Origin of the sequence: Streptomyces sp. NPDC058663 (genome assembly GCF_042716745.1) — a bacterium.
Classification (GTDB): domain Bacteria; phylum Actinomycetota; class Actinomycetes; order Streptomycetales; family Streptomycetaceae; genus Streptomyces.
This window is the reverse complement of sequence record NZ_JBHXRV010000019.1, coordinates 93,943-119,245: the sequence shown is the minus strand read 5'-3', so window position 1 is coordinate 119,245 and position 25,303 is coordinate 93,943. Positions and strand designations below refer to the sequence as shown.

Annotated in this window: 28 protein-coding genes; 17 read left to right on the top strand and 11 right to left on the bottom strand. The window is 72.7% G+C overall.

The features are described from left to right. The first annotated feature begins 57 nt into the window (after positions 1–57). From ACFWVV_RS16330 to ACFWVV_RS16300, 7 genes are all read left to right on the top strand, one after another. Positions 58–750 carry a DNA primase gene (locus ACFWVV_RS16330; RefSeq protein ID WP_384352594.1) on the top strand — a complete coding sequence of 231 codons (693 nt, stop codon included), beginning with the start codon at positions 58–60 and terminating at the stop codon, positions 748–750. Continuing rightward, positions 743–2,008 (top strand): SRPBCC family protein, encoded by a 1,266-nt coding sequence (locus tag ACFWVV_RS16325; protein ID WP_384352597.1) that lies wholly within the window; start codon positions 743–745, stop codon positions 2,006–2,008. Before ACFWVV_RS16330 ends, ACFWVV_RS16325 begins: the two co-directional genes overlap by 8 nt. Then, positions 2,005–2,355 (top strand): gas vesicle protein, encoded by a 351-nt coding sequence (locus ACFWVV_RS16320; protein ID WP_384352600.1) that lies wholly within the window; start codon positions 2,005–2,007, stop codon positions 2,353–2,355. The genes ACFWVV_RS16325 and ACFWVV_RS16320 overlap by 4 nt, the downstream gene beginning before the upstream one ends. A 5-nt stretch (positions 2,356–2,360) precedes the next feature. Continuing rightward, on the top strand, positions 2,361–3,221 hold the full coding sequence (locus ACFWVV_RS16315; RefSeq protein WP_384352810.1) for a GvpL/GvpF family gas vesicle protein: 861 nt from the start codon (positions 2,361–2,363) through the stop codon (positions 3,219–3,221). After that, positions 3,218–3,433, top strand: a complete 216-nt coding sequence (locus tag ACFWVV_RS16310) for a gas vesicle protein (protein WP_384352604.1) — start codon at positions 3,218–3,220, stop codon at positions 3,431–3,433. Before ACFWVV_RS16315 ends, ACFWVV_RS16310 begins: the two co-directional genes overlap by 4 nt. A gap of 244 nt (positions 3,434–3,677) precedes the next feature. Next, on the top strand, positions 3,678–3,908 hold the full coding sequence (locus tag ACFWVV_RS16305; protein ID WP_384352813.1) for a gas vesicle protein K: 231 nt from the start codon (positions 3,678–3,680) through the stop codon (positions 3,906–3,908). 5 nt (positions 3,909–3,913) lie between these two features. Continuing rightward, positions 3,914–4,960, top strand: a complete 1,047-nt coding sequence (locus tag ACFWVV_RS16300; protein WP_384352607.1) for a cation diffusion facilitator family transporter — start codon at positions 3,914–3,916, stop codon at positions 4,958–4,960. Here ACFWVV_RS16300 and ACFWVV_RS16295 read toward each other — a convergent pair. Then, positions 4,938–6,458, bottom strand: a complete 1,521-nt coding sequence (locus tag ACFWVV_RS16295; protein ID WP_384352610.1) for a bifunctional phosphatase PAP2/diacylglycerol kinase family protein — start codon at positions 6,456–6,458, stop codon at positions 4,938–4,940. The genes ACFWVV_RS16300 and ACFWVV_RS16295 overlap by 23 nt on opposite strands. Positions 6,459–6,575: 117 nt before the next feature. Further along, positions 6,576–6,965 (bottom strand): DUF2795 domain-containing protein, encoded by a 390-nt coding sequence (locus tag ACFWVV_RS16290; RefSeq protein ID WP_384352613.1) that lies wholly within the window; start codon positions 6,963–6,965, stop codon positions 6,576–6,578. A gap of 314 nt (positions 6,966–7,279) precedes the next feature. Between ACFWVV_RS16290 and ACFWVV_RS16285 the strand changes: the two genes are divergently transcribed. From ACFWVV_RS16285 to ACFWVV_RS16265, 5 genes are all read left to right on the top strand, one after another. Then, positions 7,280–7,540 (top strand): DUF4235 domain-containing protein, encoded by a 261-nt coding sequence (locus ACFWVV_RS16285; protein WP_384352615.1) that lies wholly within the window; start codon positions 7,280–7,282, stop codon positions 7,538–7,540. A gap of 320 nt (positions 7,541–7,860) precedes the next feature. Further along, complete coding sequence (locus ACFWVV_RS16280) at positions 7,861–8,652, top strand: RNA polymerase sigma factor SigF (protein ID WP_384352618.1); 792 nt, start codon at positions 7,861–7,863, stop codon at positions 8,650–8,652. Beyond that, positions 8,649–8,858, top strand: coding sequence for a hypothetical protein (locus ACFWVV_RS16275; protein ID WP_384352620.1), 210 nt, complete (start codon positions 8,649–8,651; stop codon positions 8,856–8,858). The genes ACFWVV_RS16280 and ACFWVV_RS16275 overlap by 4 nt, the downstream gene beginning before the upstream one ends. Positions 8,859–9,026: 168 nt before the next feature. Next, positions 9,027–10,301 (top strand): aminotransferase class I/II-fold pyridoxal phosphate-dependent enzyme, encoded by a 1,275-nt coding sequence (locus tag ACFWVV_RS16270; RefSeq protein WP_384352622.1) that lies wholly within the window; start codon positions 9,027–9,029, stop codon positions 10,299–10,301. Positions 10,302–10,350: 49 nt separating this feature from the next. Further along, entirely contained in the window at positions 10,351–11,409 is a 1,059-nt protein-coding gene (locus ACFWVV_RS16265) for an MBL fold metallo-hydrolase (RefSeq protein ID WP_384352625.1), read from the top strand. 130 nt (positions 11,410–11,539) lie between these two features. Here the strand turns inward: ACFWVV_RS16265 and ACFWVV_RS16260 are convergent, their stop codons facing one another. Both ACFWVV_RS16260 and ACFWVV_RS16255 read right to left on the bottom strand, forming a co-directional pair. Continuing rightward, positions 11,540–12,169, bottom strand: a complete 630-nt coding sequence (locus tag ACFWVV_RS16260) for a DedA family protein (RefSeq protein ID WP_384352815.1) — start codon at positions 12,167–12,169, stop codon at positions 11,540–11,542. 41 nt (positions 12,170–12,210) lie between these two features. Continuing rightward, positions 12,211–12,984 carry an MBL fold metallo-hydrolase gene (locus tag ACFWVV_RS16255; RefSeq protein WP_384352628.1) on the bottom strand — a complete coding sequence of 258 codons (774 nt, stop codon included), beginning with the start codon at positions 12,982–12,984 and terminating at the stop codon, positions 12,211–12,213. 153 nt (positions 12,985–13,137) lie between these two features. Here ACFWVV_RS16255 and ACFWVV_RS16250 point away from each other — a divergent pair, with 153 nt between their 5' ends. From ACFWVV_RS16250 to ACFWVV_RS16240, 3 genes are all read left to right on the top strand, one after another. After that, positions 13,138–13,563, top strand: a complete 426-nt coding sequence (locus ACFWVV_RS16250; protein ID WP_384352631.1) for a hypothetical protein — start codon at positions 13,138–13,140, stop codon at positions 13,561–13,563. 128 nt (positions 13,564–13,691) lie between these two features. Beyond that, positions 13,692–15,860 carry an alkaline phosphatase family protein gene (locus ACFWVV_RS16245; protein WP_384352634.1) on the top strand — a complete coding sequence of 723 codons (2,169 nt, stop codon included), beginning with the start codon at positions 13,692–13,694 and terminating at the stop codon, positions 15,858–15,860. An 81-nt stretch (positions 15,861–15,941) separates the two neighbouring features. After that, the gene (locus ACFWVV_RS16240; protein ID WP_384352637.1) at positions 15,942–17,327 is read left to right on the top strand and encodes an amino acid permease; all 1,386 of its coding nucleotides are present in this window, start codon (positions 15,942–15,944) and stop codon (positions 17,325–17,327) included. A 55-nt stretch (positions 17,328–17,382) separates the two neighbouring features. On the opposite strand, the gene ACFWVV_RS16235 is transcribed toward ACFWVV_RS16240, so the two are convergent. Then, positions 17,383–18,111 carry a hypothetical protein gene (locus ACFWVV_RS16235; protein WP_384352639.1) on the bottom strand — a complete coding sequence of 243 codons (729 nt, stop codon included), beginning with the start codon at positions 18,109–18,111 and terminating at the stop codon, positions 17,383–17,385. Positions 18,112–18,310: 199 nt separating this feature from the next. Then, entirely contained in the window at positions 18,311–19,132 is an 822-nt protein-coding gene (locus ACFWVV_RS16230) for a helix-turn-helix domain-containing protein (RefSeq protein WP_384352642.1), read from the bottom strand. A gap of 74 nt (positions 19,133–19,206) precedes the next feature. On the opposite strand from ACFWVV_RS16230, the gene ACFWVV_RS16225 reads away from it, so the two are divergent. Together ACFWVV_RS16225 and ACFWVV_RS16220 are read left to right on the top strand one after the other, a co-directional pair. Further along, complete coding sequence (locus ACFWVV_RS16225; RefSeq protein ID WP_384352645.1) at positions 19,207–19,803, top strand: GNAT family N-acetyltransferase; 597 nt, start codon at positions 19,207–19,209, stop codon at positions 19,801–19,803. A 123-nt stretch (positions 19,804–19,926) separates the two neighbouring features. After that, the gene (locus ACFWVV_RS16220; protein WP_384352648.1) at positions 19,927–20,232 is read left to right on the top strand and encodes a 4a-hydroxytetrahydrobiopterin dehydratase; all 306 of its coding nucleotides are present in this window, start codon (positions 19,927–19,929) and stop codon (positions 20,230–20,232) included. A 99-nt stretch (positions 20,233–20,331) separates the two neighbouring features. Here ACFWVV_RS16220 and ACFWVV_RS16215 read toward each other — a convergent pair whose 3' ends face one another. From ACFWVV_RS16215 to ACFWVV_RS16195, 5 genes are all read right to left on the bottom strand, one after another. Beyond that, complete coding sequence (locus ACFWVV_RS16215; RefSeq protein ID WP_384352651.1) at positions 20,332–21,312, bottom strand: LysR family transcriptional regulator; 981 nt, start codon at positions 21,310–21,312, stop codon at positions 20,332–20,334. Between the two features lie 230 nt (positions 21,313–21,542). Beyond that, entirely contained in the window at positions 21,543–22,418 is an 876-nt protein-coding gene (locus ACFWVV_RS16210; protein ID WP_384352654.1) for a serine protease, read from the bottom strand. 168 nt (positions 22,419–22,586) lie between these two features. Beyond that, positions 22,587–23,492 carry a serine protease gene (locus ACFWVV_RS16205; RefSeq protein ID WP_384352657.1) on the bottom strand — a complete coding sequence of 302 codons (906 nt, stop codon included), beginning with the start codon at positions 23,490–23,492 and terminating at the stop codon, positions 22,587–22,589. Between the two features lie 117 nt (positions 23,493–23,609). Further along, on the bottom strand, positions 23,610–24,062 hold the full coding sequence (locus ACFWVV_RS16200) for an RICIN domain-containing protein (protein ID WP_384352660.1): 453 nt from the start codon (positions 24,060–24,062) through the stop codon (positions 23,610–23,612). Between the two features lie 288 nt (positions 24,063–24,350). After that, positions 24,351–25,181: an aldo/keto reductase gene (locus tag ACFWVV_RS16195; RefSeq protein ID WP_384352663.1), complete on the bottom strand. Its 831-nt coding sequence runs from the start codon at positions 25,179–25,181 to the stop codon at positions 24,351–24,353. Positions 25,182–25,303 lie beyond the last annotated feature (122 nt).

The window sequence follows — 25,303 nt, the reverse complement described above, 5'->3', positions numbered from 1 at the left end:
CCTCGGCCGGGCCCGGCCCGGCCAGGACCCGACCACCGACCGGAAAGCAGGAGCGACATGAACAACAGGCTCGGCCTGGGGCTCGCCGTTGGAGCGGGCTATCTGCTGGGGCGGACGAAGAAGCTCAAGTTCGCCTTCGCCGTCGGCACGTTCGTCGCGGGCAAGAAGCTGCAGCTGAGCCCGAAGGCCCTGATGGACTTCGCATCCTCGCAGCTGCAGAACAACCCGCAGTTCAAGGAGATGGGCGACCAGCTGCGCGAGGACATGCGCGGCGTCGGCAAGGCCGCCACCGGCGCGATCATCAACCGCCAGCTCAGCGGACTCGCCGACAAGCTGCACGACCGCACGCTCAACGTGCAGGACAAGGCCGCCGGCATCGTTCCCGACATCAGCAGCCTGAAGGACGACAAGAAGCAGGACGAAGAGGAGTACGACGGCGAGGAGGAGGCCGAGGAGCGCGAGGAACCGCGCCGCAGGCCCCGCCCCCGCAAGCAGTCCTCCGGCTCCTCGTCCTCCTCCGGGTCTTCCGGCTCCTCGTCCTCGTCCGGTACGGCCAAGAAGTCCACCGGCACCGCCGGGAGCGCAGCCAAGAAGACCGCCTCCTCCGGTACGGCGAAGAAGACGGCGGGCGGCACGGCGAAGAAGACCACGGGCACCGCCCGCAAGACGGCCTCCGGCGCCACCGGCACCGCGAAGAAGACGGCCGCCCGCAGGACGAGCGGTGCGAAGGGGGGCCAGGACCGTGGCTGACCTCAAGAGCGCAGCCGGCGCATTGAAGCCGGACACCGAGATCACCGACCGTCTCAAGGAAGAGGCGCAGGCCTACCTGGCCGCGCAGGTCACCCGCATCCTCACAGGCGCGGGCCGCAAGCTCGGCGAGTCCACCACCAAGCTCAACGACATAGCCGAGGGCAACAGCCCCGGCTTCGCCAAGCTGGCCCTGGACGGCGGAAAGAAGATCGCCGAGGGCAAGGGCCCGATGCGCACCGCCGTCGAGCTCGGCGCGGGTCACGTGAAGGACAAGGCCAAGGACGCGTTCTCCGGCCTGTTCGGTGGCAAGGGCAAGCGCAAGAAGGGCGGCGGTGGCGGCAAGCCCATCGTCATCCTGGAGACCATCGACGTCGGCGTGCCCGTCCGGGTCGCCTACGACCAGTGGACCCGCTACGAGGACTTCTCCACCTTCGCCAAGGGCGTCAAGAGCGCGACCACCGCCGACGACACCACCTCCGACTGGAAGCTCAAGGTCTTCTGGTCCAACCGGAGCTGGAAGGCGCACACCACCCAGCAGATCCCCGACCAGCGGCTCTCCTGGACCTCCGAGGGCGCCAAGGGCACCACGAAGGGTGTCGTCACCTTCCACGCGCTGGGCGACAACCTCACCCGTGTGCTGCTGGTCATCGAGTACTACCCCAAGGGGCTCTTCGAGAAGACCGGCAACATCTGGCGCGCCCAGGGCCGCCGGGCCAGGCTCGACCTCAAGAACTACGCCCGGCACATCTCGATGAAGGGCGAGATCGACGACGGATGGCGCGGATCCATCGAGGACGGCGAGGTCGTCAAGACCCACGAGGACGCCCTCGCCGAGGAGGAAGAGGCCCGCGAGGAAGAGGCCCGCGCCGAGGAGGAGGGCCACGAGGGCGACGCCCCCGAGGACGCCGAATCCGACGCCGACCGCCCCGAGGGCGAGTACGACGAGGAAGAGGCCGAGGAGGGCGACGAGGAGCACGACCCCGACGCCGAGTACGAGGAGGACGGCGCCGAGGACGAGGACGGCGAGCCGGAGGCCGAGTACGACGAGGAGGGTGCCGAGGACGACGACGCGCCCGAGGCGGAGTACGAGGAGGAGGGCGAGGAGGACGACGCGCCCGAGGCCGAGTACGAGGAAGAAGAGGAAGAGGACCCGGAGGCGGAGTACGAGGACGCCGAACTGGTCGAGGACGACGAGGAGGACGCCGACTCCCGCAAGCAGCGTGAGTACGCCGACTCCGGAGACAAGGGCAACCGATGAGCACTGCCGCCAGAATGCCCGACCCGTACGGGTCGGGTGGCGGGGCGAACCTCGCCGACATCCTGGAACGGGTCCTGGACAAGGGCGTCGTCATCGCAGGAGACATCAAGATCAACCTCCTGGACATCGAGCTCCTGACCATCAAGCTCCGGCTGATCGTCGCCTCGGTCGACAAGGCCAAGGAGATGGGCATCGACTGGTGGGAGGACGACCCCTCGCTCTCCTCAGGAGCCAGGCGCCGCGAGATCGCCGAGGAGAACGAACGCCTCAAGCGGCGCATCGCCGACCTGGAAGCCTCCGCCCCCGAGCTTGAAAAGGCGAAGGACGGGCAAGCAGAACAGTCATGACAGACATGACAGGCAACCAGAGCAGCATCGGCCCCGACGAGGTGTTCCAGGACACCTCGGCCGCGGAGCTCCGCTACGTCTACGCCGTGACCCGCCCCTTCGAGGGAATCCTCCCCGAAGAGGGCGGGCGCGGCCTGGACGGCGAACCGCCCCGGCTGCTGCGCCACGGCGACCTGGTCGCCGTGGTCAGCCATGTGCCGGCTGCCGACTTCGACGAGGCGCCCCTCAAGGCCCACCTCGAAGACCTCGACTGGCTCGCGGGCACCGCCCGCAACCACCAGGCAGTCGTCACCGCCCTGACCACCGTCACGACCCCGCTGCCGCTGCGCCTGGCGACCGTGTGCCGCGACGACGACGGGGTCCGGCGACTCCTGGAGGACGGCCGCGCCCGCTTCGTACGGGCACTGGAGCGCCTCGACGGGCGGGTCGAGTGGGGGGTCAAGGTGTACGCCGAAGCCGCGCCGAAGCCCGCCGCCGAGGCCACGCCGCCGCCCGCCCCCGACAGCCCGGGAGCCGGACGCAGCTACCTCCAGCAGCGGCTCGCCCGCAAGCGCTCCCGCGAGACCGACTCCCGCAGGGCCGACGCGCTGTGCCGCAAGGTCCACGCGGAGCTCTCGGAGTCCGCCGAGCACGCACTGCTGCACCGCCTCCAGGACGGCAGGCTCTCCGGGCAGAGCGGCCAGAACGTGCTCAACGCCGCCTACCTGGTGCCGCGCACCGGCAGCGAGGCGTTCGTCGAGCAGGTGCGGGCGCTCACTCCACAGGAGGGCAGCGGGGTACGGCTGGAGCTGACCGGCCCCTGGGCCCCGTACTCCTTCGCCGACATCGGCGACGAGCCGGACGGCGGAAAGGGACGACTCGTATGAGCCACTACACCGACGACCACGACATCGACGCGCTCGCCCAGCGCGAGATCGCCCTCGTCGACCTGCTGGACCGGCTCCTCGGCGGCGGGGTGGTGCTCTCCGGCGACCTGACCCTGCGGATCGCGGACGTCGATCTTGTGCGCATCGACCTCAACGCCCTCATCAGCTCGGTCAGCGAGAACGTCCCTTCGCCCTTCGAGGACATGAACTGACATGCCCGACCCCGACATGGAGAGGAAGGGAGCTGCCGTGAACGACGACATCCTCGCCGCCCTCACCGACATGCCCGGTACCACCACGAGCGCGGAATTCGCCACCGCCGACCTGGACGAGGCGGTGGCAACCGGCAGGGCCGGCAACATCAGTCTCGGCTCCACCGGCGCCGCCCCGGCCACCACCGGTGACGAGGCCCGCCGCAAGCAGGTCGAGCTCGACGCCGACACCGTCGAACGCGACCTGGCCAAACTCGTCCTGACCGTCGTCGAGCTGCTCCGCCAGCTCATGGAACGCCAGGCACTGCGCCGCGTCGACACCGGCGAGCTCACCGAGGACCAGGAGGAGCGGATCGGCATGACGCTGATGCTGCTGGAGGACCGGATGGACATCCTCCGGGAGAAGTTCGGCCTGGAGCCCGAGGACCTCAACATCGACCTGGGCCCCCTCGGCCCCCTCCTTCCCCGGAACTGACCGCGGTGAGCACACCCAAGCCCGCGAGCGGCGCATCCGAGCACGAGCCCGCGAGCGGCGCATCCGCACACGAGCCCGCGACCGGTGAATCCGACCGCAAGACCCGCGTCACGATCCTGGTGGCCCTGGCGGCCAACCTGGTCATCGCCGCCGCCAAGGCCGTCGGCGGCCTCCTCGCCTCCTCGCCCGCCTTGCTGTCGGAGGCGGCCCACTCCGTCGCCGACAGCATCAACGAGGTCTTCCTGCTCGCCGCGCTGCGCCGCAGCCGCCGCCCCGCCGACCGCAGGCACCCCTTCGGCTACGGCAAGGAGCGCTACTTCTGGTCGCTGCTCGCGGCCGTCGGCATCTTCGTACTCGGCGCCGGGTTCTCCTTCTACCAGGGCATCGAAGCCCTCAGGGCCCCGTCGGCGGCCGGGTCCACCGACGGCTACGCCGCGGGCCTCGTCGTCCTCTTCGTGGCCCTGGTCGCCGAGGGCACCTCGCTGGCCCGCGCCCTGTGGCAGGTCCGCAAGCAGCCCGGCAAGGGCCTCGGCAACGACCCGGCGCTGCGCACCGTCATCGCCGAGGACGGCACCGCCGTGGTCGGCGTCCTGGTCGCCATGGCCGGCATGATCCTGCACATGGTGACCCACCAGGTCGCCTACGAGGCCGCCGCCTCGCTCACCATCGGACTGCTCCTGGTGTACGTGGCCTACCGGCTCGGCTCCGACGCCCGCGCCCAGCTCATCGGCGAGGCCGTCGACCCCGAACTCCGCGACGGCATCCGCGGCCTCCTCGACGAACAGCCCGAGATCGACCGGGTGGCGTCGCTGCTCACCATGCGCCTGGGCATGGAGTCGACCCTCGTGGCCGCCCGCATCGACCTGATGCCCGGCCTGGAGAGCGAGCAGGTCGAACTGGTCTCCGAGCGCATCAAGCAGCGCATACGGAAGACCTGGCCGGAGGCCGACCAGGTCTTCCTCGATGTGACGGAGGCCCCCACGGACGAGGACGCCGACGGCGAACTCGTCCCGGGGCAGCGGACCGGCTCTACAGAGCCGTCTGCACGGTAGGCAGCGGCCGGTACACGGTGAGCGCCTCGTCCGCCTTGTCGACGACGAAGGCGGACGGGGCCTCCACGACCTCGCCGTCGAACGCCAGCGGTGTCCCCGGCTCCAGGCCCGCGACCCGCACCCGCCGCATCCGCCCCGCCGCGTGGAACGGCGAGCGGCTCAGCGGCCCCGACAGCGCCGCGAGCATGAGCCGCAGCCCCGGCAGCCGCCCCCCGTGCACCACCCGCACGTCGAGGAGCCCGTCGGCGAGGTCGAAGCGGCGGCCCGGCGTCGGACCCATCCGCTGGTACAGGCCGTTGCCGGCGAACAGCATCCACATGCCGCGGCTCTTGCCCCGCACCTCGGCCTTCAACGGCCTTTCCCTGCGCAGCACCTCGTACGCGGCGAGCACTCCGGCGGGCCAGCCGCCGATGCGCGGCGACCAGTGCTCGCGGATGCGGACCATCTCCGGGTAGACGCCCAGGCTGAAGGTGTTGAGGAAGTATCCGGGGGCGCCGTCGGGGCCGGGGCCCGGGGTGAAACGGCCCAGGTCCACCTTCACCGCGTCGCCCGCCTCCACCGCCCGGCAGGTGTCCTGCACGGTCTCGATGTTCAGGTCGTACGCGAAGTGGTTGAGGGTGCCGCCGGGGAACACGGCGAGCGGGATCCCGGCTCCGGCGGCGGCCACGGCGGCGCGGTTCACGGTGCCGTCCCCGCCGCACACGCCGAGCGCCCTGCCGCCCTCCACGGCCTTGTCGATCTCGGCGCACAGGTCGGACGGGTCCACCTCGCGGACTTCGGCCTCCGGCAGGGCCTCCCGTACGAGAGCGGCCTTGGCGGCGGCGCTGCCGGATGCCTTGTTGACGACCACGATCAGGTCCCGCCCGCCGGGCAGCCGGGGCGCGTCGGTGTGCGGGCGGCCGGGGGAGGGCAACTGGTCCCTGGTCGGTACCAGACCCCGTATGGCGAAGGCGGCGCCCACCCCGAGCGCGGCGCCGACCAGCACGTCACTGGGGAAGTGCGCGCCCGTGTAGACGCGGGACAGCGCGACCGCGCCCGCCACCGGTGCGACGGCGGCGCCCCAGCCCTTGGACTCCAGGGCGACACCGGTCGCGAACGCGGCGGCGGACGCGGAGTGGCCGGACGGGAAGGACGTGGTGATGGGCTGCCGCTTGAGCTGACGCATCAGCGGTACGGCGTCCAGCACCGGCCTTATCCGGCGTACGGAGCGCTTGCCGACGGTGTTCACGGTGGCCGAGGCAAGCGCGAGGGAGGCCACGCCGCGGATCGCGGCGCGGCGGGAGCGGGTGCTGCCGCCGAACGCGGCGATGCCGGCTGCCGCCCCGAACCACAGCAGCCCGTGGTTGGCGCTCTGGCTGAGCCGGGGCAGCACCCGGTCGGCTCCCGGCCAGTGGCGTGCGGCAACGGCATGGAAGACGGCATGATCCCGTGCCGTCAGCCAGTCGGCGATGCGACCGGATGCGGCACGGGCAGGGGCTTGGACAACGGGCTCTGACATGGCACCCGGCTACCCGCCGCAGCGGGTCCGAACCGGGACCTGAGTCACCTCGCGCGGGCCCGCCGCGATCCCCACCGGCGGCCCCGGTGCCGGGGCCGCCGGCCGCGGGCGGCGCGCTCAGCCGTGGGTGCGGGCCCCGGGTACGGCCGCCACCGCGACCGCCTGGACGTTGTCGAACACCGCCTCCTCGGGCAGCGCCGCCACCACCTCGCACAGCCGGTCGGGCGCGTGCCCGTGCCGGAGCATCGAGACCACGCCGTCCCGGTCCGCAGGGAACTGCGTACGGCCCAGGTGCCGGGCCAGTTCGAACCGCACCTTCTCGAACTCGCCGTCGGGACCCGGCCGCGGCGCCGGATCCGAAGCCAGCACGGGATCGTCGTCGGCCACCGGCTCCGGGTCCAGCCACTCCTCGGTCCTGGTCGGGTGACCGGACCGCAGCAGCCCCTGCAGCTCCTGCTTCATCTCGTCGTCCTGACGTCGGCTGACGCGGTCGCTGCCTCGCTGCATAAATGCATCACTCCATGATCTTTCGGGGGTCCCGGGCGGGTACCCGGCACAGCGCTCCCAAACACGGGCACGGCCCCCGATTCCCATGTCCCGCCGAACCGAAGGGGTTTGGCCCGGCGGATGCGGGGGACCCGGATCGCGGCCGTACGGCCACTGGGATAGGGATGGGCTCCGGGCGCGGTGCCGCGACCGTCAGGGACGGCGGTGGCGGAATCCGCGCCCGGAGTGCGGGTCCTCGACGAGGAGCCCGGAACCCGATCCCGGACGGCATTCCGGCGGCCCGCACGGCCGCCACGCAAAGGAGGAAGTCCGACGTGGGCAAAGTGCTCTACAAGCCACTCGGCATGATCTTCGGCCTGGCGGGCGGCATGCTCGCCGGGGCCGCGTTCCGCAAGACCTGGAAGGTCGTCACCGGCGAGGACGACGCCCCGGACGGCCTCGACCGCGACCGCCGCTGGCGCGAGATCCTGCCCGCGGTCGCCCTGGAGGGCGCCATCTTCGCCGTCGTACGGACGACGGTGGAGCGCAGCGGGGCCACCGTCGTGCGGCGTCTCACCGGCTACTGGCCGGACTGACCCCGCGGTCCCGGGCCGCCCCTCCACGGGTGTCCCGGGCCGTCGGCCCCCTGGCCCCCGGACCGCCCGCCCGCCCGTGAGTGTTCCGGGCGGCTCCCGCCGATGTGCCGCCCGTCACAGATCCCTGCGCCGCCCGTTTGCCCCGCGCGCGCCAGGGCAGGCGAACCCCGTGCTTCGGACCGGAGGCACGTCCGTGGGAGCGGTGCAGGCGCTCCGGGCGTGTGCTGTGCAATCCGGCGGGCACCCGGCTCCGGCTCTCCTCTCCCAGCGGTGACACCCATTCCGTCCGCACCGCTCAGAGGTCCCAGGGGAGCAACACGATGCGCACTCGAACGTCAGGCAAGCACCCGCACGACGACGCCCCCGACACCGCCGCCGCGTTCCAGCGGCTGGCCGGTCTGCCCGAGGGGTACGAACGCGAGGTGATCCGGCAGGAGATCGTCAACGCGTGGCTGCCGATGGCCGAGCGGCTGGCGGGCCGGTTCCGCAACCGCGGCGAGTCGCTGGAGGATCTGCGCCAGGTGGCCGCCCTCGGACTGGTCAAGGCTGTCGACAGGTACGACCCGGCACACGGGGCGGCGTTCGAGAGCTTCGCCGTGCCGACCATCACCGGTGAGATCAAGCGGCACTTCCGCGACCACATGTGGACCCTGCACGTGCCGCGCCGCGTCCAGGACCTGCGCAACCGGGTGCGGGCCGCGCACCAGGAACTGGCCCAGACGATGGTGGGCCGCACGCCGACCGTCGCCGAGATCGCCGCCCAGGCCGGCATGAGCGAGGCCGAGGTGCTGTCCGGCCTGGAGGCCCTCGACTCCTTCACCGCCCTGTCGCTCGACGCCGAACTTTCCGGCAGCGCGGACGGCTACTCCCTCATCGACGCCATCGGAGGGCCCGACCCGGCCCTGGACGTGATCGTCGACCGCGAGGCGGTCAAGCCCGGACTGCGGCAGCTCCCCGAGCGGGAGCGGAAGATCCTCTACATGCGGTTCTTCCGCGACATGACGCAGAGCAGCATCGCGGAGGACCTCGGCCTGTCCCAGATGCACGTGTCCCGGCTGATCAACAGGTGCTGCACGCAGCTGCGGGCGCAGGCCCTGAAGGAAGCGGCGTGAGCGAGCGTGCGGGCCCCGCCGCCCGGTCCGCCGGCAGGCCCGCCAGCCGCTCCGTCGGACGATCCGGTGGACGCGCCGGGCGGGACGGGCGGGACGCCCGGGACGGGCGACGGCAGCCGGTGCTGTGCGACGTGCCGTTGCGCTCCCGGCCTGCCCCACGTCCGTGGCGCACACCGGCCGGCCTCCCGTACGAGACGGACGCCTAGGAGAAGGGCCCGGCGTGGCAGGCCCGTGCGGGGCCGGCCCGTAGGAGGCAGGCCCGTCCGGCCCCGCCCTCCCCTCCGTCCGTCCCCGTGCGTCCGCACCCAACCCCACTTATAAAGGGCCTTGGGGGGTCGACCCCCGAGTAGGTTTCCCCTCCCCGAGAGGCCCTCATGCAGCGGATCCTCCCCGAGGACCAGGGCAGGGTCAGGTACGGGCCGCCCGCCCCGCCCCCCGGCCTCCCCGTCCTCCCGGAACTCGCCGCCGCGCTGGCCGCGGCCGCCACCCGCACCACGCCCGAACCCCCGGGGGGCTCGGAGGCACTGCGGGCCGCCGCCACCGGCCACTGGCTCCGGCGCGGGCTGAGCGTCGAACCGTACGACGTGATCGCCGCGCCGGGCGCGCCGCCGCTGCTCTTCGCCCTGATGGCCGCCGTCGGCGGAGACGTCCTGCTGCCCCGCCCGTGCCCGGCCTGGTGGGCCCCGCAGGTGCGCCTCGTCGGCGGCGGGGCCCGTGCCTCGTACCACGTGCCGACCCCCGCCGAGTGCGGTGGCGTCCCCGACCCGTACGCCCTGCTGGAGACCGTCCGGCGGGTGCGAGCCGAAGGCGGGGACCCCCGTCTCCTGCTGCTGTCCGTCCCGGACGACCCGACCGCGACCGTCGCCCCGCCCGAGGTGGTGCACCAGGCGTGCGAGGCCGCGCTCGCCGAGGGATTGCTGGTGATCAGCGACGAGACCTGGCGCGACACCGTGCACCGCCAGGACGACGGACCGGGTGGGAGGCCGTCTCCCGCCGGGGCCCCGTACCCCCCTGAGCCCGTGTTCCACAGTCCGGCCGCGATGTTCCCCGAGCAGGTCGTCGTCCTGACCGACCTGGCCGGTGCCCTCCTGCCCACCGCCTGGCACGTCGCCGTCGCCCGGCTGCCGGACACCGAGTACGGGTCCCGGCTGGGCGCCCGCGCCCTCGACGCGCTGGTCGCGCTCGGGGCCACCGTGCCGGCCCCGTTCGCCGAGGCCGCGGCGTACGCCCTGCACGACCCGGAGCCGGTCGTGGCCCGCGCACGGGCCGCCGCCTCGCTGCACGCGCGCGTACAGCACGCCGTCCACCGGACGCTGCTCGCCGCCGGCGCCCTGGCCAGGCCCCCCACGGCCGGGCGTCACCTCTACGCGGACCTGGAACCGCTGCGCGAGGGGCTGGCCGCCCGGGGCGTCACCGATTCGATGGAGCTGGAGGAGTACCTCACCCGCCGCCTGGGCACCCCGGTTCCCGGCGGGCACCGGTTCGGCGACCCGCTGGGCTCGCTGCGCGCACGGATCTCGACGGCACCGCTGCTCGGCGCGACCTCCCGGCAGCGGGGCGAGTCACTCGCGGCACAGGCGCCGCTTGAACTGCCTCATGTGGAGCAGGCGTTGAACCACCTGGGCGCTGCCCTGGCCGAACTGGGCTGATCCGGCAGCCGGGTACGCCCCCTGCATACGCACCGAACGGAGCCTTGCGATGACGGAACAGACCGAACTCACCGACCCCTCGGAGCGCTCCGCGGACCGGGCGTCGGACCTCGTGCAACGATCCCGGCCACCCCTGCGTTCCTCCCGTACCCGCCCCCTCGGCGAAGTCCGCACCACCCCTTGGCCCCGGACCTTCGCCGACCGCCTCACCGCACCGCTCCCCGGTGTGCACGCGCTCGCCAGGCTGGCCCGCGAAGGAGCCATCAGGCCCGGCCGCGACGGACTGCGCGACGTCGGCAGCCTGCCGTTCGCGCCGGGACCGCTGCCGGTGGTGGAAGCCGGCACCGTCGCCGTCACCTGGGCGGGCCACGCCAGCTGGGTGGTGCGCATCGGCGGGCTCACCGTGCTCACCGACCCCGTCTGGTCCAGGAAGATCCTCGGCACGCCCGCCAGGATCACCCCGGTGGGCGTCCGGTGGGAGGACCTGCCGCGCGTCGACGCCGTCGTCATCAGCCACAACCACTACGACCACCTCGACGCGCCCACCCTCAGGAGACTGCCGCGCGAGACCCCGCTGTTCGTCCCCGCGGGCCTCGCCCGCTGGTGCCGCCGCCGGGGCTTCACCCACGTCACCGAACTGGACTGGTGGGAAGGCGCCGAACTGCACGGCGTGCGGCTCGACTTCGTGCCCGCCCACCACTGGAGCAAGCGCTCCCTGACCGACACCTGCCGCACCCTCTGGGGCGGCTGGGTGCTCAGCGACCAGCGGGGCCAAAGCGTCTACTTCGCCGGCGACACGGGATACGGCCACTGGTTCCGCGAGATCGGCGACCGCCACCCCGGCCTCGATCTGGCACTGCTCCCCATCGGCGCGTACCACCCCCGCTGGTGGCTGCGCGACGTGCACATGGACCCGGAGGAAGCCGTGCGGGCGTGCGGGGACCTGGGAGCACGGCAGATGGCACCCATGCACTGGGGCACCTTCGTGCTCTCCGCCGAACCCGTCCTCGAACCCCTCACCCGGGTCCGCGCCGCCTGGCAACGGGCGGGCCGCCCGCGCGAGGACCTGTGGGACCTGCCGGTCGGCGCCTCCCGCGTACTGAGCTGACCCGGAGCACCCGAGCGCCCCGAAGCACCCGTACCAACCGAGCGACCCGAGGGTGCGGGCCCGCGCCCGCCCTGGCCCGCGCCAGCCCGGCCGGCGCCAGCCCGGTCCCGCGCCCGCCCGGCCCGCACCCTCAGGCCGCAGCCTTCCGCACGCGCCGCCACAGCGAGGGCACCGCGCTGATCAGCAGCGTCACCACGATCGCCGCCACCACCCCCTGCCACGGGCGGGCGAAGAGCGCGCCGCCCAGCACCCCGATCAGCTGGTACGCCGCCGCCCACGCCAGACAGGCCGGGACGTCCCCCCGGGCGAACCTGCGGAGCGGCATCTTCGCGAGCAGACAGGCCAGCATCACCGGAATCCGCCCGGCCGGCACCAGCCGGGACAGGGTCAGCACCTTCGAGCGGTGCTCCTCCAGCTTTCCCTGGGCCTGTTCGAGCCGGTCCCGCGGCGCCCTTTTGCGCAGCGCGTCCAGCCACTTCGAACCGTGCTCGGAGCGCACCCCGCGCACCCCCAGCCAGTACAGCGCCAGATCGCCGACGAAGGCGGCGGTCGCCGCCACCACGAAGACGAGCGCCAGGGACAGGGCGGGAACGCTCTGGTGCAGCGCCACCACCGCCGCCGTACTCACCAGCGCCCCCGTCGGCACCACGGGCACCAGCGCTCCCAGCGTCACCAGGGCGAAGAGCGCCGGGTAGCCGAGCGCCTGCTGCGTCGCCTCCGGCGGCACCGTGACGCCCACCGCCTGCGCCGCGTCCGCCAGCCACTGCCCGGCGTCCCCGCGCACGGCACTCCACCGCCCGCTCACGCGGGTCCCTCCGTCGTCACGCTCTCGCCGTGCTCCAGCCGGTGCACCGCCACCTCCGGTGCCAGCAGGGCGGCCTTGCGCACGAACTCGTGGCCCGGCGCGTGGAATTCGTGCGGTCGCACCCCGTCCAGGCCGATCGGCCAGTACGTCCCGTAGTGCACGGGCACCGCGTGCCGCGGCGCCAGCAGGGCGAGGGCCTGGGCCGCCCGTCCCGCGTCCAGGTGGCCGGGGCCCAGGTTCGGCCCCCAGCCGCCGACCGGCAGCAGCGCCGTGTCCACCGGGCCGACCGCTTCCGCCATGCCGTCGTACAGCCCGGTGTCCCCGGCGAAGTAGGTGGCGGACGCCCCCTCGACGACGTAACCCAGCGCGGGGCAGCGGTGCGGCCCGAGCGGCAGCCGCCGCCCGTCGTGCTGCGCGTGCACGGCTCGTACGCTCAGCCCCCCGACCCGCACCGTCTCACCCGGCCCCACCTCGGTCGTGCGGAACCTGCGCAGCGCCGCCACCTGCCGCACCGCGCCGCGCGGCACGACCACCGGGGTGCCGGGGGCGAGACGGGCCAGCGAAGGCAGATGGAGATGGTCGGAGTGCAGATGCGAGACCAGCACGGCGTCGGCCCGCAGCGCCTGCGCCGCGGGCAACGCGCCCCTGCGCCGCCGCAGATGCGCGAAGCGCCGTACGAACAGGGGGTCGGTCAACAGCCGTACCCCGGAGTCCTCGACCGTGCAGGTCGCATGGCCCCACCAGGTGACGACGGTTCCCGCGGGGTTCACAGCTCACCGGGCTTCACAGTGTTCCTGGCTCCTTCGGCAGACGCCCGTCCACCCTACGGGGCGCCCCTCGCGCCGTAGTCACGCGCCTCCTCGCGCGGGGCCGTGCCGGAGTAGGGTCGGGTGCGGCGCCAGTGGCGGGAAGAGGGGCGGGTCATGGACGACGCGGACAGGGACACCGGCGAGGTACGGGTGGCGGTCATCGCCGCCCTGACCCCCCTCGAAGAGCTCGACCACGACCCCTTCCTGGTCGACACCCGCAGCCAGCACGCGATGTGCGTGCGCTGGGCCGCCGACAAGGGGTACGCCGTCACCCGCCGGCTCCTCCTGAACGGGCTGCCCTGCGGCCACCGCGCCCTGTGGGCCGACGTCGAGGCAGGACACGTCGACTTCTTCGTCGTGCCCAACGCCCGCGTGCTGGACCGTGCCCTGCGCTCGGCCCGCGACTTCCTGGCCGAGTGCGAGAGACGCGGCGTACGGGTGGAGGAGGCCGGGCTCGACGAGCCGCTCTACAGTGCGGCGATGAAGGCCGACGTGCACCGGCGGCTGTCCATGCCGACGGCCGGCTACGACGGCTGCTGATCCTCCCGCGAGGCCTTTGACCCGGTACCTCCCGGTGTCCGGCCGCACCGCGCGCGCCCTGTGACAGGCTGGCCGCAGCACAGGCCCGGACGGACGGGGCCCACGGGAACAGAGGCGGGTACGGCGTGGTGGGCGAGGGGCGAGGGCGAAGAGCGGGCTGGCGGCACGCGGGCGGCACCCTGCTACGGGTGATCACCGTCTGGGCGGCGTCCACCCTCACCATGCTGGCCCTCGCCGGAATCCTCCCCGACTTCCAGCTCCAGCGCGACGACTCGGAGTCCTTCACCGGGATCGCCTTCACCGCGGCCTGGGCCGCCGGCGCCTTCGGCCTGCTGTCCGCCCTGGTGTGGCCGCTCGCCGTGCGGGCCCTCCTCCTGGTACCCGCCCTCCTCCTCGGCCTGCTCGTCTTCTTCCTCAACGGCTCCGTGCTGCTCCTGGCCCTCGGCCTCATCCCCGACGGCAGCGGAGAGATGGACCCGCGGACCGCGGTCGTCGTCGCCGCCGTGATGTCCGCCGTCGCCTCGGCGACCTCCACCGCGTTCGCCGTCCGCGACGACGAGGCGTACCGGTACCGGCTCTCCCGGCTCGCCCAGCGCCGCCGCGGCGGCCGGCGCGACGAGGGCAGGCACGGCATGCCGGGCACTCTCTTCGTCCAGCTCGACGGGCTCGGCCACGACACTCTGCGCCGCGCCCTGGACAAGGGCCTGATGCCCACCGTCGCGAGCCTCGTCGCACCGCAGGGCGACACGGTCGCCAGCCACAGGCTCACCCCCTGGCACACCGACTGGTCCAGCCAGACCGGCGCCAGCCAGCTCGGCATCCTGCACGGCTCCAACCACGACGTCCCCGCCTTCCGGTGGTACGAGAAGGAGACCGGCCGGACCATGGTCTGCTCCAGCCCGGCCTCCACCGCCGAACTCCAGCAGCGCGCCATCGAGCGCACCGGCGACGGCGGCCTGCTCAGCTACGACGGCGCCAGCCGGGGCAACCTCTTCTCCGGCGGCGCCGACCAGCTCGCCCTGGTCCTGTCCATCGCCGCCCGCCGGGGCCCCAACAACCGTTCCCGGGCCGGATACTTCACCTACTTCTCCGACCCCGCCAACGCGGTGCGCACCGCGATGTCCTTCGTCGCCGAGGTCGCCCGCGAAATCCACTCCTCCGTGCGCTCCCGGCTGCGCGAGGAGACCCCGAGGGTCGGCCGCGGCGGCTTCTACCCCTTCATCCGCGCCTTCGCCACCGTCGTCGAGCGCGACGTCGTGGTCTCCGCCGTCATGGGGGACCTGCTGGCGGGCCGCACCGCGATCTACGCAGACCTGGTCGCCTACGACGAGGTCGCCCACCACTCCGGGCCGCGCAGCCAGGACGCCGACACGATCCTCCGCCGTCTGGACCGGTCCCTGGCCCTCCTCGTCAAGGTCGCCGAGCACGCCCCGCGCGCGTACCGCGTCGTCCTGCTCTCCGACCACGGGCAGAGCCCCGGCGAAACCTTCGAGGGCCGCTTCGGCCTCACCCTGCGCGACTACGTCCGCGCCGGCTGCGGCCTGGACGTCCCCAAGCGGGCCCAGCGCACCAGGAGCGGCGCCGAGGCCCGCGACGCCGTCCGCATCGCACTGCACCGCCCCGCCTCCGGCACCGAGGACGGCGCGCCCCCGCGCGCCCCAGGCACCCCCGCGGCCGACTCCGATCCGATCGTCCTCGCCTCCGGCAACCTCGGCCTGATCAGCTTTCCCGACCTCCCGGGACGCGCCACCCGCGAGGACGTCGACCGCCGCCACCCCGCCCTGCTGCGCACGCTGACCGACCACCCCGGCATCGGCTTCGTCCTCGTACGCAGCGAGGCGCACGGGGCCCTCCTGCTCGGCCCCGGCGGGGCCGAGGTCCCGCTGGCCGAACTGCGCGACGGCGAGGGCCCGTTGCGGCACTTCGGCAAGGGCGCCGCCGACGCGATCCGCCGTACCGACGGCTTCCCGCACACCGCCGACCTCATGGTCAACTCCTCGTACAACCCGAAGACCGGGCAGGTGCACGCCTTCGAGGAGCAGATCGGCTCGCACGGGGGCCTGGGCGGCGAACAGACCCGCCCCTTCCTGCTGTGGCCACTCGCCCTGTCCCGGCCGGTCCCGGAGGGCGAGGACATCGTCGGCGCGGAAGCCGTCCACCAGGTGCTCCGCCGCTGGCTGCGCGAATGCCAGGGCCCGCAGGTACCGCTGGACGGCGCGCAGGAATCCCGGTGGAACGACCCGGTCGAAGGAGGTTTTCCCGCCACGGACCGCGCCGTACAGGACGAAAGAGCCTGATTTGGTGCAGCCTTGCCCGTACCCGACCATGGCTGTCGCCCGGCGACCCTGGGCTCTTCGTACGGCGAGAGGCACCACCCCATGCACGACCCCGGAACCGTTCCGCAGCCGGCTCCGGCTGATCCCACCGAAAGCCCCGAAGGCGCGAGCAAGCACTCCCGCCGGTTCGGCCTCGGGGTCGCCACGACCCTGGTGATGGGGAACATCATCGGCGGCGGGATCTTCCTGCTCCCCGCCTCGGTCGCCCCCTTCGGCACCATCAGCCTTCTCGCCTTCGGCGTCCTGACCCTCGGTGCGATCTGCCTCGCGCTGGTCTTCGGCAAACTGGCCCACCAGCACCCCCGGACGGGCGGCCCCTACGTCTACGCCCGGGAGGCGTTCGGAGACTTCGCCGGCTTCCTGGCCGCCTGGAGCTACTGGATCACCGCCTGGGTGTCGAACGCGGCGCTCGCCGTGGCGGCCGTCGGCTATCTCGACGTACTGGTCCCGCTCGGCGACTCCAAGGCGGCCATGATGCTGGCCGCGCTGGTCATCCAGTGGCTGCCGGCCGCCGCGAACCTCGCGGGGACCCGGTACGTGGGTGCGGTCCAAGTCGTCGCCACCGTCATGAAGTTCGCACCCCTGCTGCTGGTGGCGGTCGGCGGACTGTTCACCTTCCGCACGGACAACCTCGGCCCGTTCCAGGCGAGCGGCGGCAGCGCGGTCGGTGCGATCTCGGCGTCCGCGGCGATCCTGCTCTTCAGCTACCTCGGCGTCGAGTCCGCCGCCGTGAGCGCGGGCGAGGTCCGCGACCCGCGCCGCAACGTCGGCCGCGCGACGATCCTCGGCACGCTCGGTGCCGCGTTCGTCTACCTGCTGGGCACGCTGTCGGTGTTCGGCAACGTCCCGCACGACAAGCTGGTGGACTCCGGGGCGCCGTTCTCCGACGCCGTGAACCACATGTTCGGCGGGACGTGGGGCGGCACCGTCGTCGCCTGCGCGGCAGTGGTCTCGATCCTGGGCGCGCTGAACGGGTGGACGCTGCTGAGCGCCCAGACCCCGTACGCCGCCGCGCGCGACGGTCTCTTCCCCGCGGTCTTCGCGACCAAGCGGCGGGGCGTCCCGACGGTCGGTGTGATCGTCACGGTCGTCCTCGCCTCGCTCCTGACCGTCTACAACTACACGGCGGGCTCGGAGGGGGTCTTCGAGGTCCTGGTCCTGGTCACCACGTTCACCGCCACGGTCCCCTACCTCCTCGCGACGGCGGCCCAGCTGTACTTCCTGCTGTCCGGGCAGTCGGCGCGGGTCGACCGCGGCCGGCTGATCCGCGACGGGGTGCTGGCGGCGCTGGCGGCCGGCTTCTCGATGTGGCTGGTGGCGGGGTCCGGCTACGCGGCGGTCTATCAGGGAGTGCTGTTCCTCTTCGTGGGCGTCCTCGTGTACGCGGTCATGGCGGCCCGCAAGAAGCGGACGGCACACGCCGGGTGATCCCCGGCGGCGGCGGGCGCGGCGGCGGGCCTTGCGGGGACCGCTCCCGGGGCGCTCAGAACATCCGTGCGGTCCGCCCGCGCCGCCGCAGCACCCACACCCCGCCGCCCGCGAGTACCGCCACCCCGGCCAGCACACCGACGGCCAGCGGCCGGTCCATCCCCAGAACCGCCCCGGCCGGCTCCTGCCGGGGCCCGGCGGCCGTCGCCTGCGGACCGGCGGCCGTCGCCTGCGGGCCGGCCAGCCCCACGCCCCCCGCCTTCGCACCCGAGGGCAGCATGTCCATGTCGCTGGAACACACCACCGGCACCGCCGACCCGGCCAGGTACGCACAGGCCGTGCTCGCCGCCCGCAGGGCGCCCGTCTCCTTCGCGGCGACCCGCGCCGACGACGTCAGCACCGTCTTGCCGTGCGCCCGCACATCGGCCGTCCACACCGCCTTGCCGTCCCGCACCTTCGCCCGCTGACCCGCCCCGGCGGCAGAGGCGCCGGCGGGGAGCTGCTGCTCGATCCGCAGTCCGACGAGGTGGGCGGCGCCCCGGTTGTGCACGGTCACCGTGTAACCGACCTCGGTGCCGGCGCCGACGGTCTCGACGCCGTCGGTGAGCGAGAGGGACAGCGCCGGCTGCTGGTCGTCGGAGGCGGGGCTGCCCGGGCGGTCTCCCGCCGTGGCCGCCGCGTGCACGACCGCGGGGCCGCCGAGGAGCAGCAGCGGTACGGCGGCGAGCGCACAGGTGGTGCTGATACGGCGACGGCGGGCGGTGCGGGAGGCAGGGGCGGGCATGTAGGTCCCTCCGATAGGGCCGTGGCACGGCCTGGCCAGATGTCGGGGCCCATCCGAGCACCGCCCGTCGCCGCCGCCCCCGCCACCGGGCCGTCGCACCGGAAGGATTCACCCGTACGCGCACACCCTGCGGCCCTGGCCAGGAGGAATGCCCACATCCTGGCCCCGGATCACCGCGCCGCCGCTTCCCCGCCCCGGATCACCGCGCCGCAGCTTCCCCGCCCGTCATCGCCCGCAGGTGGTCGACCGTGGCACGGTCGGCGGGCAGGAACGTCTCGATCGCCAGCTCCGCGACCGTGACGTCCATCGGGGTGTTGAAGGTGGAGATGGACGACACGAAGGACAGCACCTGCCCGTCGTGCTCGATCCGCAGGGGAAGCGCGAAGGGCGCGGCCGCGGGCTCCGCCGGGTGCGGCTCGCCCGGGCGGACCGGCGGCTCGGGATAGGCCGCCACCTCCTCGTAGAGCGCCCGCAGCGGCGCCGACCTGTCCAGGGCCATCTGCCGCCGCATCTGGTGCAGGAGGTGGTCGCGCCACTGGGGAAGGTTGCGGATGCGCGGGGCGAGACCCTCGGGGTGCAGGGACAGACGCATCGCGTTCGGTGCGGACAGCAGGTGCGCGGCGACTCCTCCGAGAAGCAGCTGGATGCCCCGATTGGCGGCGACGATCCCGTAGGTGCCGTCGACGACCAGCGCCGGGTACGGCTCGTACCCCTGGAGCAGCTGGTCGATGCCGGCCCGCAGCGCACCCATCGACGGGTCGTCCAGCGGGGTCTCCGCGAACTGTGGCGCGTAACCGGCCGCCAGCAGCAGGTCGTTGCGCTCGCGCACCGGGACGTCCAGATGCTCGGCGAGCCGCAGCACCATCTCGGCGCTCGGCCGGGAGCGGCCCGTCTCGATGAAGCTGATGTGGCGGGCGGAGGAGTCGGCCCGCAGCGCCAGTTCCAGCTGGCTGATACGGCGGGTCTCGCGCCAGTGGCGCAGCAGGGCGCCAACTCGCTTTTCGAGAACAAGGGTTGTCATGCCCCGACGGTATCCGCAGCAGGCGCGGAGCGTGCGGGCCGGGGCTTCGCCGGAGGCTTTGGCAGGATGTGCCGATGACTTATGGAACAGCAGATGTGGTGCCCGCCGGACGGATGCGGTCGAGCGAACAGCCGGTGCTGGCGCTGCCGGGAGGGCTGGAGCTGCGGCCCTGGCGCACCTCGGACGCACCGAAGTTCGTCGAGGCGGCACAGGACCCGGACATCCAGCACTGGAACCGGCCGGGACCGGTGGACAGGGCGGAGGCGGAGCGCCGGATAGCCCGCTGGCAGGAGAGGTGGCGCAGCGAGCGGGCGGCCCTGTGGGCACTGGCGGAACCCGGCGGGGGAGAGGTGCGGGGCGCCGCGGGGATCGCCGACCTCGCGCTGCCCCAGGGCACGGGGGAGGTCGTCTACTGGGTGCTGCCCGGAGGACGGGGCCGCGGGGCGGCCGTCGAAGCGACGGTACGCATCAGCCGCTGGGCCATCGAGGAACTGGGCCTGCACCGGGTGCGGCTCACCCACTCCACCGCCAACCCCGCCTCCTGCCGGGTCGCCGAGAAGGCCGGGTTCGCGTACGAGGGGACCATGCGGAGCGCGTTGTTGCACGCGGACGGCTGGCACGACGAGCACCTGCACGCGCGCGTGCAGGGCGACGCGTGGCCACAGGAGTGAGACCTGCGGGACGACTCCGCCGCGCACCCGCGTCCCCCTCGGCCGGAAGGTGGCAGGCTGACCGGCAACAGCTGAGGGTGCTCCGCGGCCCGTTCGCGGAGCGGTAGGGAAGGAAGGTCCGCCATGGCCACTGAGCCGTTGTCGCAGAAGGAGATCGAGGACCGGCTGCGCGAACTCCCGGGCTGGTCGCTGGAGGAGAGCCGGATCGCCCGGACGTACCGGCTCGGCTCGCACTTCGCGGCCGCCGCGATGGTTGTCCAGGTGGCGTCGATCCAGGACGAACTGGACCACCACTCCGACCTGGTGCTCGGCTATCGCACCCTCTCGCTGTCCGTGAACACGCACAGCGTGGGCGGAGCGGTCACCGAGCGGGACTTCGAGCTGGCCCGCCGGGTCGAGGACATCGCACCGGGACACGGGGCGGGCTGAACGGGGCGGCCAGGGGAGGGGCCGGGAGGCTGGTCCAGGTGCACGACGCGTTCGACGACCACGACGCGCACGAGACCTTGATCGCGTACCTCGGCCGCCTCAGGCGTACGAGGCTCCGCCCCGGGCTCCGAAGCCGGGGCGGACGTCCGTAGCCAGCCACCGCGCATAGGCGGCACTGCGGGCGACGGCCTGCGTGTATGCGGTGGCTGTGTACCCGGCGACAGCCCGCGCGGCCTCGGCGGCGGGGGCGCCCGGGTGCCAGCCCAGCAGATGCCGCCAGGAGAGCGGGGCCCCGGCAAGCGGAACCGTCACGATCCCCGGTGACGGCGGGAACGTGGCCCGGCACAGTCCCACCGCCCGCCCCACCTGCACCAGATGGACGCAGGACGCCGTGTCCGTCTCGTACACCTGGATCGGGGTGAAACCGGCTCGTTCGCACGCGGCGGTGAAACAGTCCGCGAAGCAGCCCTCGCCCGGCACGTCCGACCAGCACTCCCCGGACAGCCGCGACAGCTCCAACTCCCTTTCCGCCGCCAGCGGGTGGCCCTCGGGCAGCATCACGAACACCGGGTCGACCCCCACCAGCTCCCAGGTCAGCCGGTCCGTGGCGGGCGGAGGACTCTCTCCGCAGGCGCCGATCAGGGCGAAGTCGAGCCGCCCCTCGACCAGCATGGTGCTGATCTCGGCGACGGACCAGGTGGTGTACGTCGTCACGGGTACGGCGGGGCGGGCCGTGGCCAGCTGGTCGACCAGCCCGCCGAGCAGCGGACCGTGCGTGGCGCCGAGCCGGAACCGATCCAGATTCGCCCAGCTGTTGGCGAACCGGACGGCGTCCTCCTGGAGCTCCCGCACCGCGGGGAGGAGTATCCGCGCCCGGTCCAGCACCAGTTCGCCGAGGGGGGTCGGTCGTGACCCGGTGTGGTCGCGGTCGAACAACGGACCGCCAAGGGCCCTTTCGATGCGCCGCAACTGGGTGCTGAGCGCGGGCTGCGCGAGCCCCAGCGCGGCTGCGGCCTTGGTGAGGCTCCCGGCGTCGGCGATGGCTCTTACGGTCCGCAGATGACGCAACTCCAGCTCCATACCGGCAAGTTATGGGGCCCGCATTGCCCCGGCAATACGTGTGCGCCAGTTGCGGCGAGTTGTTGGGCGAGACCGCGCTCGCCCGGACCGGCTCGTCCGGGCCGGCTTGCCCGCACCCGTGCGCACGGCACCGGCTCGCAGGGCTCCGCAGGGCGGGCCGAAGCTGGGCCGGTGCCGCGCACTCCCGGATCAACCGGGCATGAGAGGTCCGGGACAGGGGGTTCTGCCGGTTACGGCTTGGGGAGTGCGCACCCCGGGCGGGTCAGGTCGATCCTGCTGCCGGCCACGATGCACGGCACCATGTTGTACGTCTGCTGGCCGTAGTTGATGCCCTGACGTACCGTCACCCTTCCGGCCTCGTCGACCTCGCACGGGTTGTTGTCGGTGCACCGTCCGCCGGACTCGTTGCCGGTGTTGTTCACCGCGACGACCTTGCCCGTGCTGGTGTCCAGCACCGGGGAGCCGGAGGTGCCGCCGATGGTCTTGCAGGCGGAGGTGTAGCGCACCGAGTCCTTCCAGGTCCAGGCCCCCTCCTTGAGGCGGTACGCGAAGCCGTCGACGTTGCAGCTGTACGTCCTCTTCCAGTAGCCGGAGACCACGGTGATCGCCGTGCCCTGCGCCGGGCGCACCGCGCTGAGCTCCAGCGCCCTGATCCCGTACTGGTTCTGTATCTGCGCATAGGTGCTGGTCAGCTGGTACAGCGCGACGTCCGTGTCGGTCATCGTGCCGTAGGCGATCTTGCTGGCCCGCAGGGTGGCGACCTTCTGTGCGGCTCCGTTGAGCAGCGAGAAGGTGCGGGACGACGCCCTGTTCACGATGACCTGGCCGGCTGCCGGGAAACCGGTCTCCAGGCAGTGTCCGTTGGACATCACCAGGGCGGGGTCGGTCGGCTGCGAGGCGGCTGTACGCACGACCGAACCGGAACAGTTGCTCAACGCGACCGTTCCGGCGAAGTCAACCGCCTTCACGTTGACGTCCGTTGCCGCCTTGGCGGTCGCGGGTGTGCGGGTCGGCGCCGCTTCCTGGCCGGCGGTCGCGAACGCGGGTGCCGCGCCTGCCCCGACGAGCAGGGTGGCGAGGAAAGCGCCGACGAGAGGCTTCTTCATGTGGGGGTCCCCTCAGTGCCTTATGTGACCGGGGCTTTCGCGCACCGGTTTGTCATGGGCATTGTTCGGGGATTCGTCGCGTCGGACAAGAGGGCGACTGTGAGGCTGCTGTGCACATGGGGTACGGGAGTGGTGCTGCCCTCCCGTACCCCAACGGGCCCTGGGTGCCTAGGACTTGTCGGTGGGATCCGGCAGACGGCAGCCCCGGCGGTCCAGGTCGACCTGACTGTCGCGGGCGATGCAGCGTGCGATGCCGTACGTCTGCTGGGCGTAGTTGATGTCCTTGCGCACGGTCACCCTGCCGCGCCTGTCGACCTCGCAGGGATTGTTGAACGTGCAGCGCTCACCGTCGTTGTTGCCGGTGTTGTTCACCGCGATCACCTTGCCGGTGCGGTGGTCGATCACCGGCGACCCGGAGGTGCCGCCGATGGTCCGGCAGTCCGGGGTGTAGCGCAGCGAGTCCTTCCAGGTCCAGTCGGCCTCCTTCAGCCGGTACACGAACCCCTCCACGCGGCAGCTGTACGTCTTCTTCCAGTAACCGGAGACGACCGTGATGGCCCGGCCCTTCTTCGGGTGCCTGGTGTCCAGCTCCAGCGCCTTGATCCCGTACTTCCGCTGGATGCCGGCATAGGTGTCCGTCAGCCGGTACAGCGAGATGTCCGTGTCGGTCATCGTCGCGTACGCCAGTTTGCTCGCGGTCAGCGTGCCGACCTTCTCGGCCCTGGCGTTCAGCAGGGCGAAGGTCCGCTTCGACGGCAGCCCCACCACGACCTCACCCGCCCCGGGCATGTCCTGCTCGGTGATGCAGTGACCGTTGGAAAGGACCAGTGCGGGGTCGTCCTGCCGGGACTGCGGCATCCGGACGACCGAGCCCGAACAGTTGCTCAGCGCCACCGTCCCCGCGAAATCGACCGGCTCGGGCTTCGGCTTGTGCCGAAGGGCCTGGGCGCTTCGCGCGGACGCGGACTGCGCGGTGGCGCCCGCCGTGTCCTGGCCCGTGGCCGCGACCGCGGGTGCCGCGCCGGCGCCGAGAAGCGCCAGCGCCGCCAGCGCACCGAGGAAAGGCTTTCTCATACGGGTCCCCCTCCGAGAGCGAATATCAGGGGCATTCTTGGAGAGTGAAGCCCACCGGGCAAGGGCGCCGCCCCGGGCGGAGGTGCCGTGTCGCGGTCAGCCTCCCCGTCCCGCGGCTCAGTTGCCGGCCACCGGCTCCAGCTGCCACCACTGATACGGGGAGTCGGTGTCCTCCCACTGCTGCACCCGTGCCCCCTCCTCGGTACTCCGGTCCGCGACCTCGAGCAGCAGTCCGCTGATCCAGCTGACCAGGCTCACCCGCCCCGGGGCGTCCGGATGCCGTTCGACGATCCACTCCTGGGCGCCGAAGTTGTTGGCCCTCCACTGCTGGATCCGGGTCCCGTTCTCGATGGCGGCGTTGGCGACGTCCAGCCGCTTGCCGGTCGCCTCGTTGACCACGTGGTGCAGCCCGCTGCCCTCGTGCACCGGGCTCAGCCGCCAGCGCTGAGCGGCGGCACCCCGGTCGGGGCCCTGCTGAACGCCGGTGCCGCCGCGCCCTTCGAGAAGCAGACCGCTGCCCGCGTTGCGCAGCAGGAACGTGCCCGAGGGGACGGGCTCGGTGCCGGACATGAACACGCCTCTCGGACAGGGGAGCGGGGGCGGAGCGGGCGGAGGGCCCGCCGCGGCGGGCCGTCCGTGCGGGGCGAGTCTATGACGATCTTCGCGGAGCGGCGGGCTGTGGCCGTGGCTGTCGAGGTGCCGAAGGGCCGCCGTGCGGTCGCCGCCCGCGCGAGCGAAGCGGCCGGGAAGCCGAGCCGGGACGGAGGTGACGCAGCGCGCCCCCGGTCCGTAAGGGGGGCCGGGGGCGCGTGCCTGTCGCAGGAGAGGTCTCCGGGCGCAGGAGGGAAGCGGGGCGGCTCAGGCGCCGAAGACCGCCGGGTCGAAGCCCAGGCGCTTGCCCTCGTCGAGGGCGGCGAAGGCCGCCATGTCGTCGGCGTCCAGTTCGAAGTCGAACACGTCGATGTTCTCCGCGATCCGCGACGGGGTCACGGACTTGGGGATCACCACGTTGCCGAGCTGGAGGTGCCAGCGCAGCACCGCCTGGGCCGGGGTCTTGCCGTGCTTGCGGGCGACCGCGAGGACCGTGGGGACCTCCAGGAGGCCCTTGCCCTGGCCGAGCGGCGACCAGGCCTCTGTCGCGATGGAGTGCTCGGCGTGGAAGGCGCGCGACTCGCTCTGCTGGAGCTGGGGGTGCAGCTCGATCTGGTTGACCGCCGGCACCACCGAGGTCTCGGCCAGCAGCGTCTCCAGGTGCTCCGGAAGGAAGTTGGAGACACCGATCGCCCGGGCGCGGCCGTCCGCGAGGATCTTCTCGAAGGCCTTGAAGGTGTCCACGAAGGTGCCCTTGGCAGGCACCGGCCAGTGGATCAGGTACAGGTCGACGTGGTCGAGGCCCAGCTTGCCGAGCGACTCGTCGAAGGCGCGCAGGGTGGAGTCGTAACCCTGCTTGTCGTTCCACAGCTTTGTGGTGACGAACAGTTCGTCACGGGCGATCCCCGAGGAGGCGAGCGCGCGGCCCGTGCCTTCCTCGTTGCCGTAGATCGCCGCGGTGTCGATGCTGCGGTAACCGGCCTCCAGAGCCGCGCTCACCGCTGCCGTCGCCTCGTCGTCCGGCACCTGCCAGACGCCGAATCCGAGCTGCGGCATTTCGACGCCGTTGTTGAGGGTCAGGGAGGGGACCTTGCTCACGAGGAAACGATCCTTACGTCGTCGGGGGTGTCTCCAGGATCAACGATCATCACCGGGCACGCATTCCCGGCCCGGAGGATTTCGCTGCACCGAGTAGCTTTTATCATTTCATGCGTAGATCA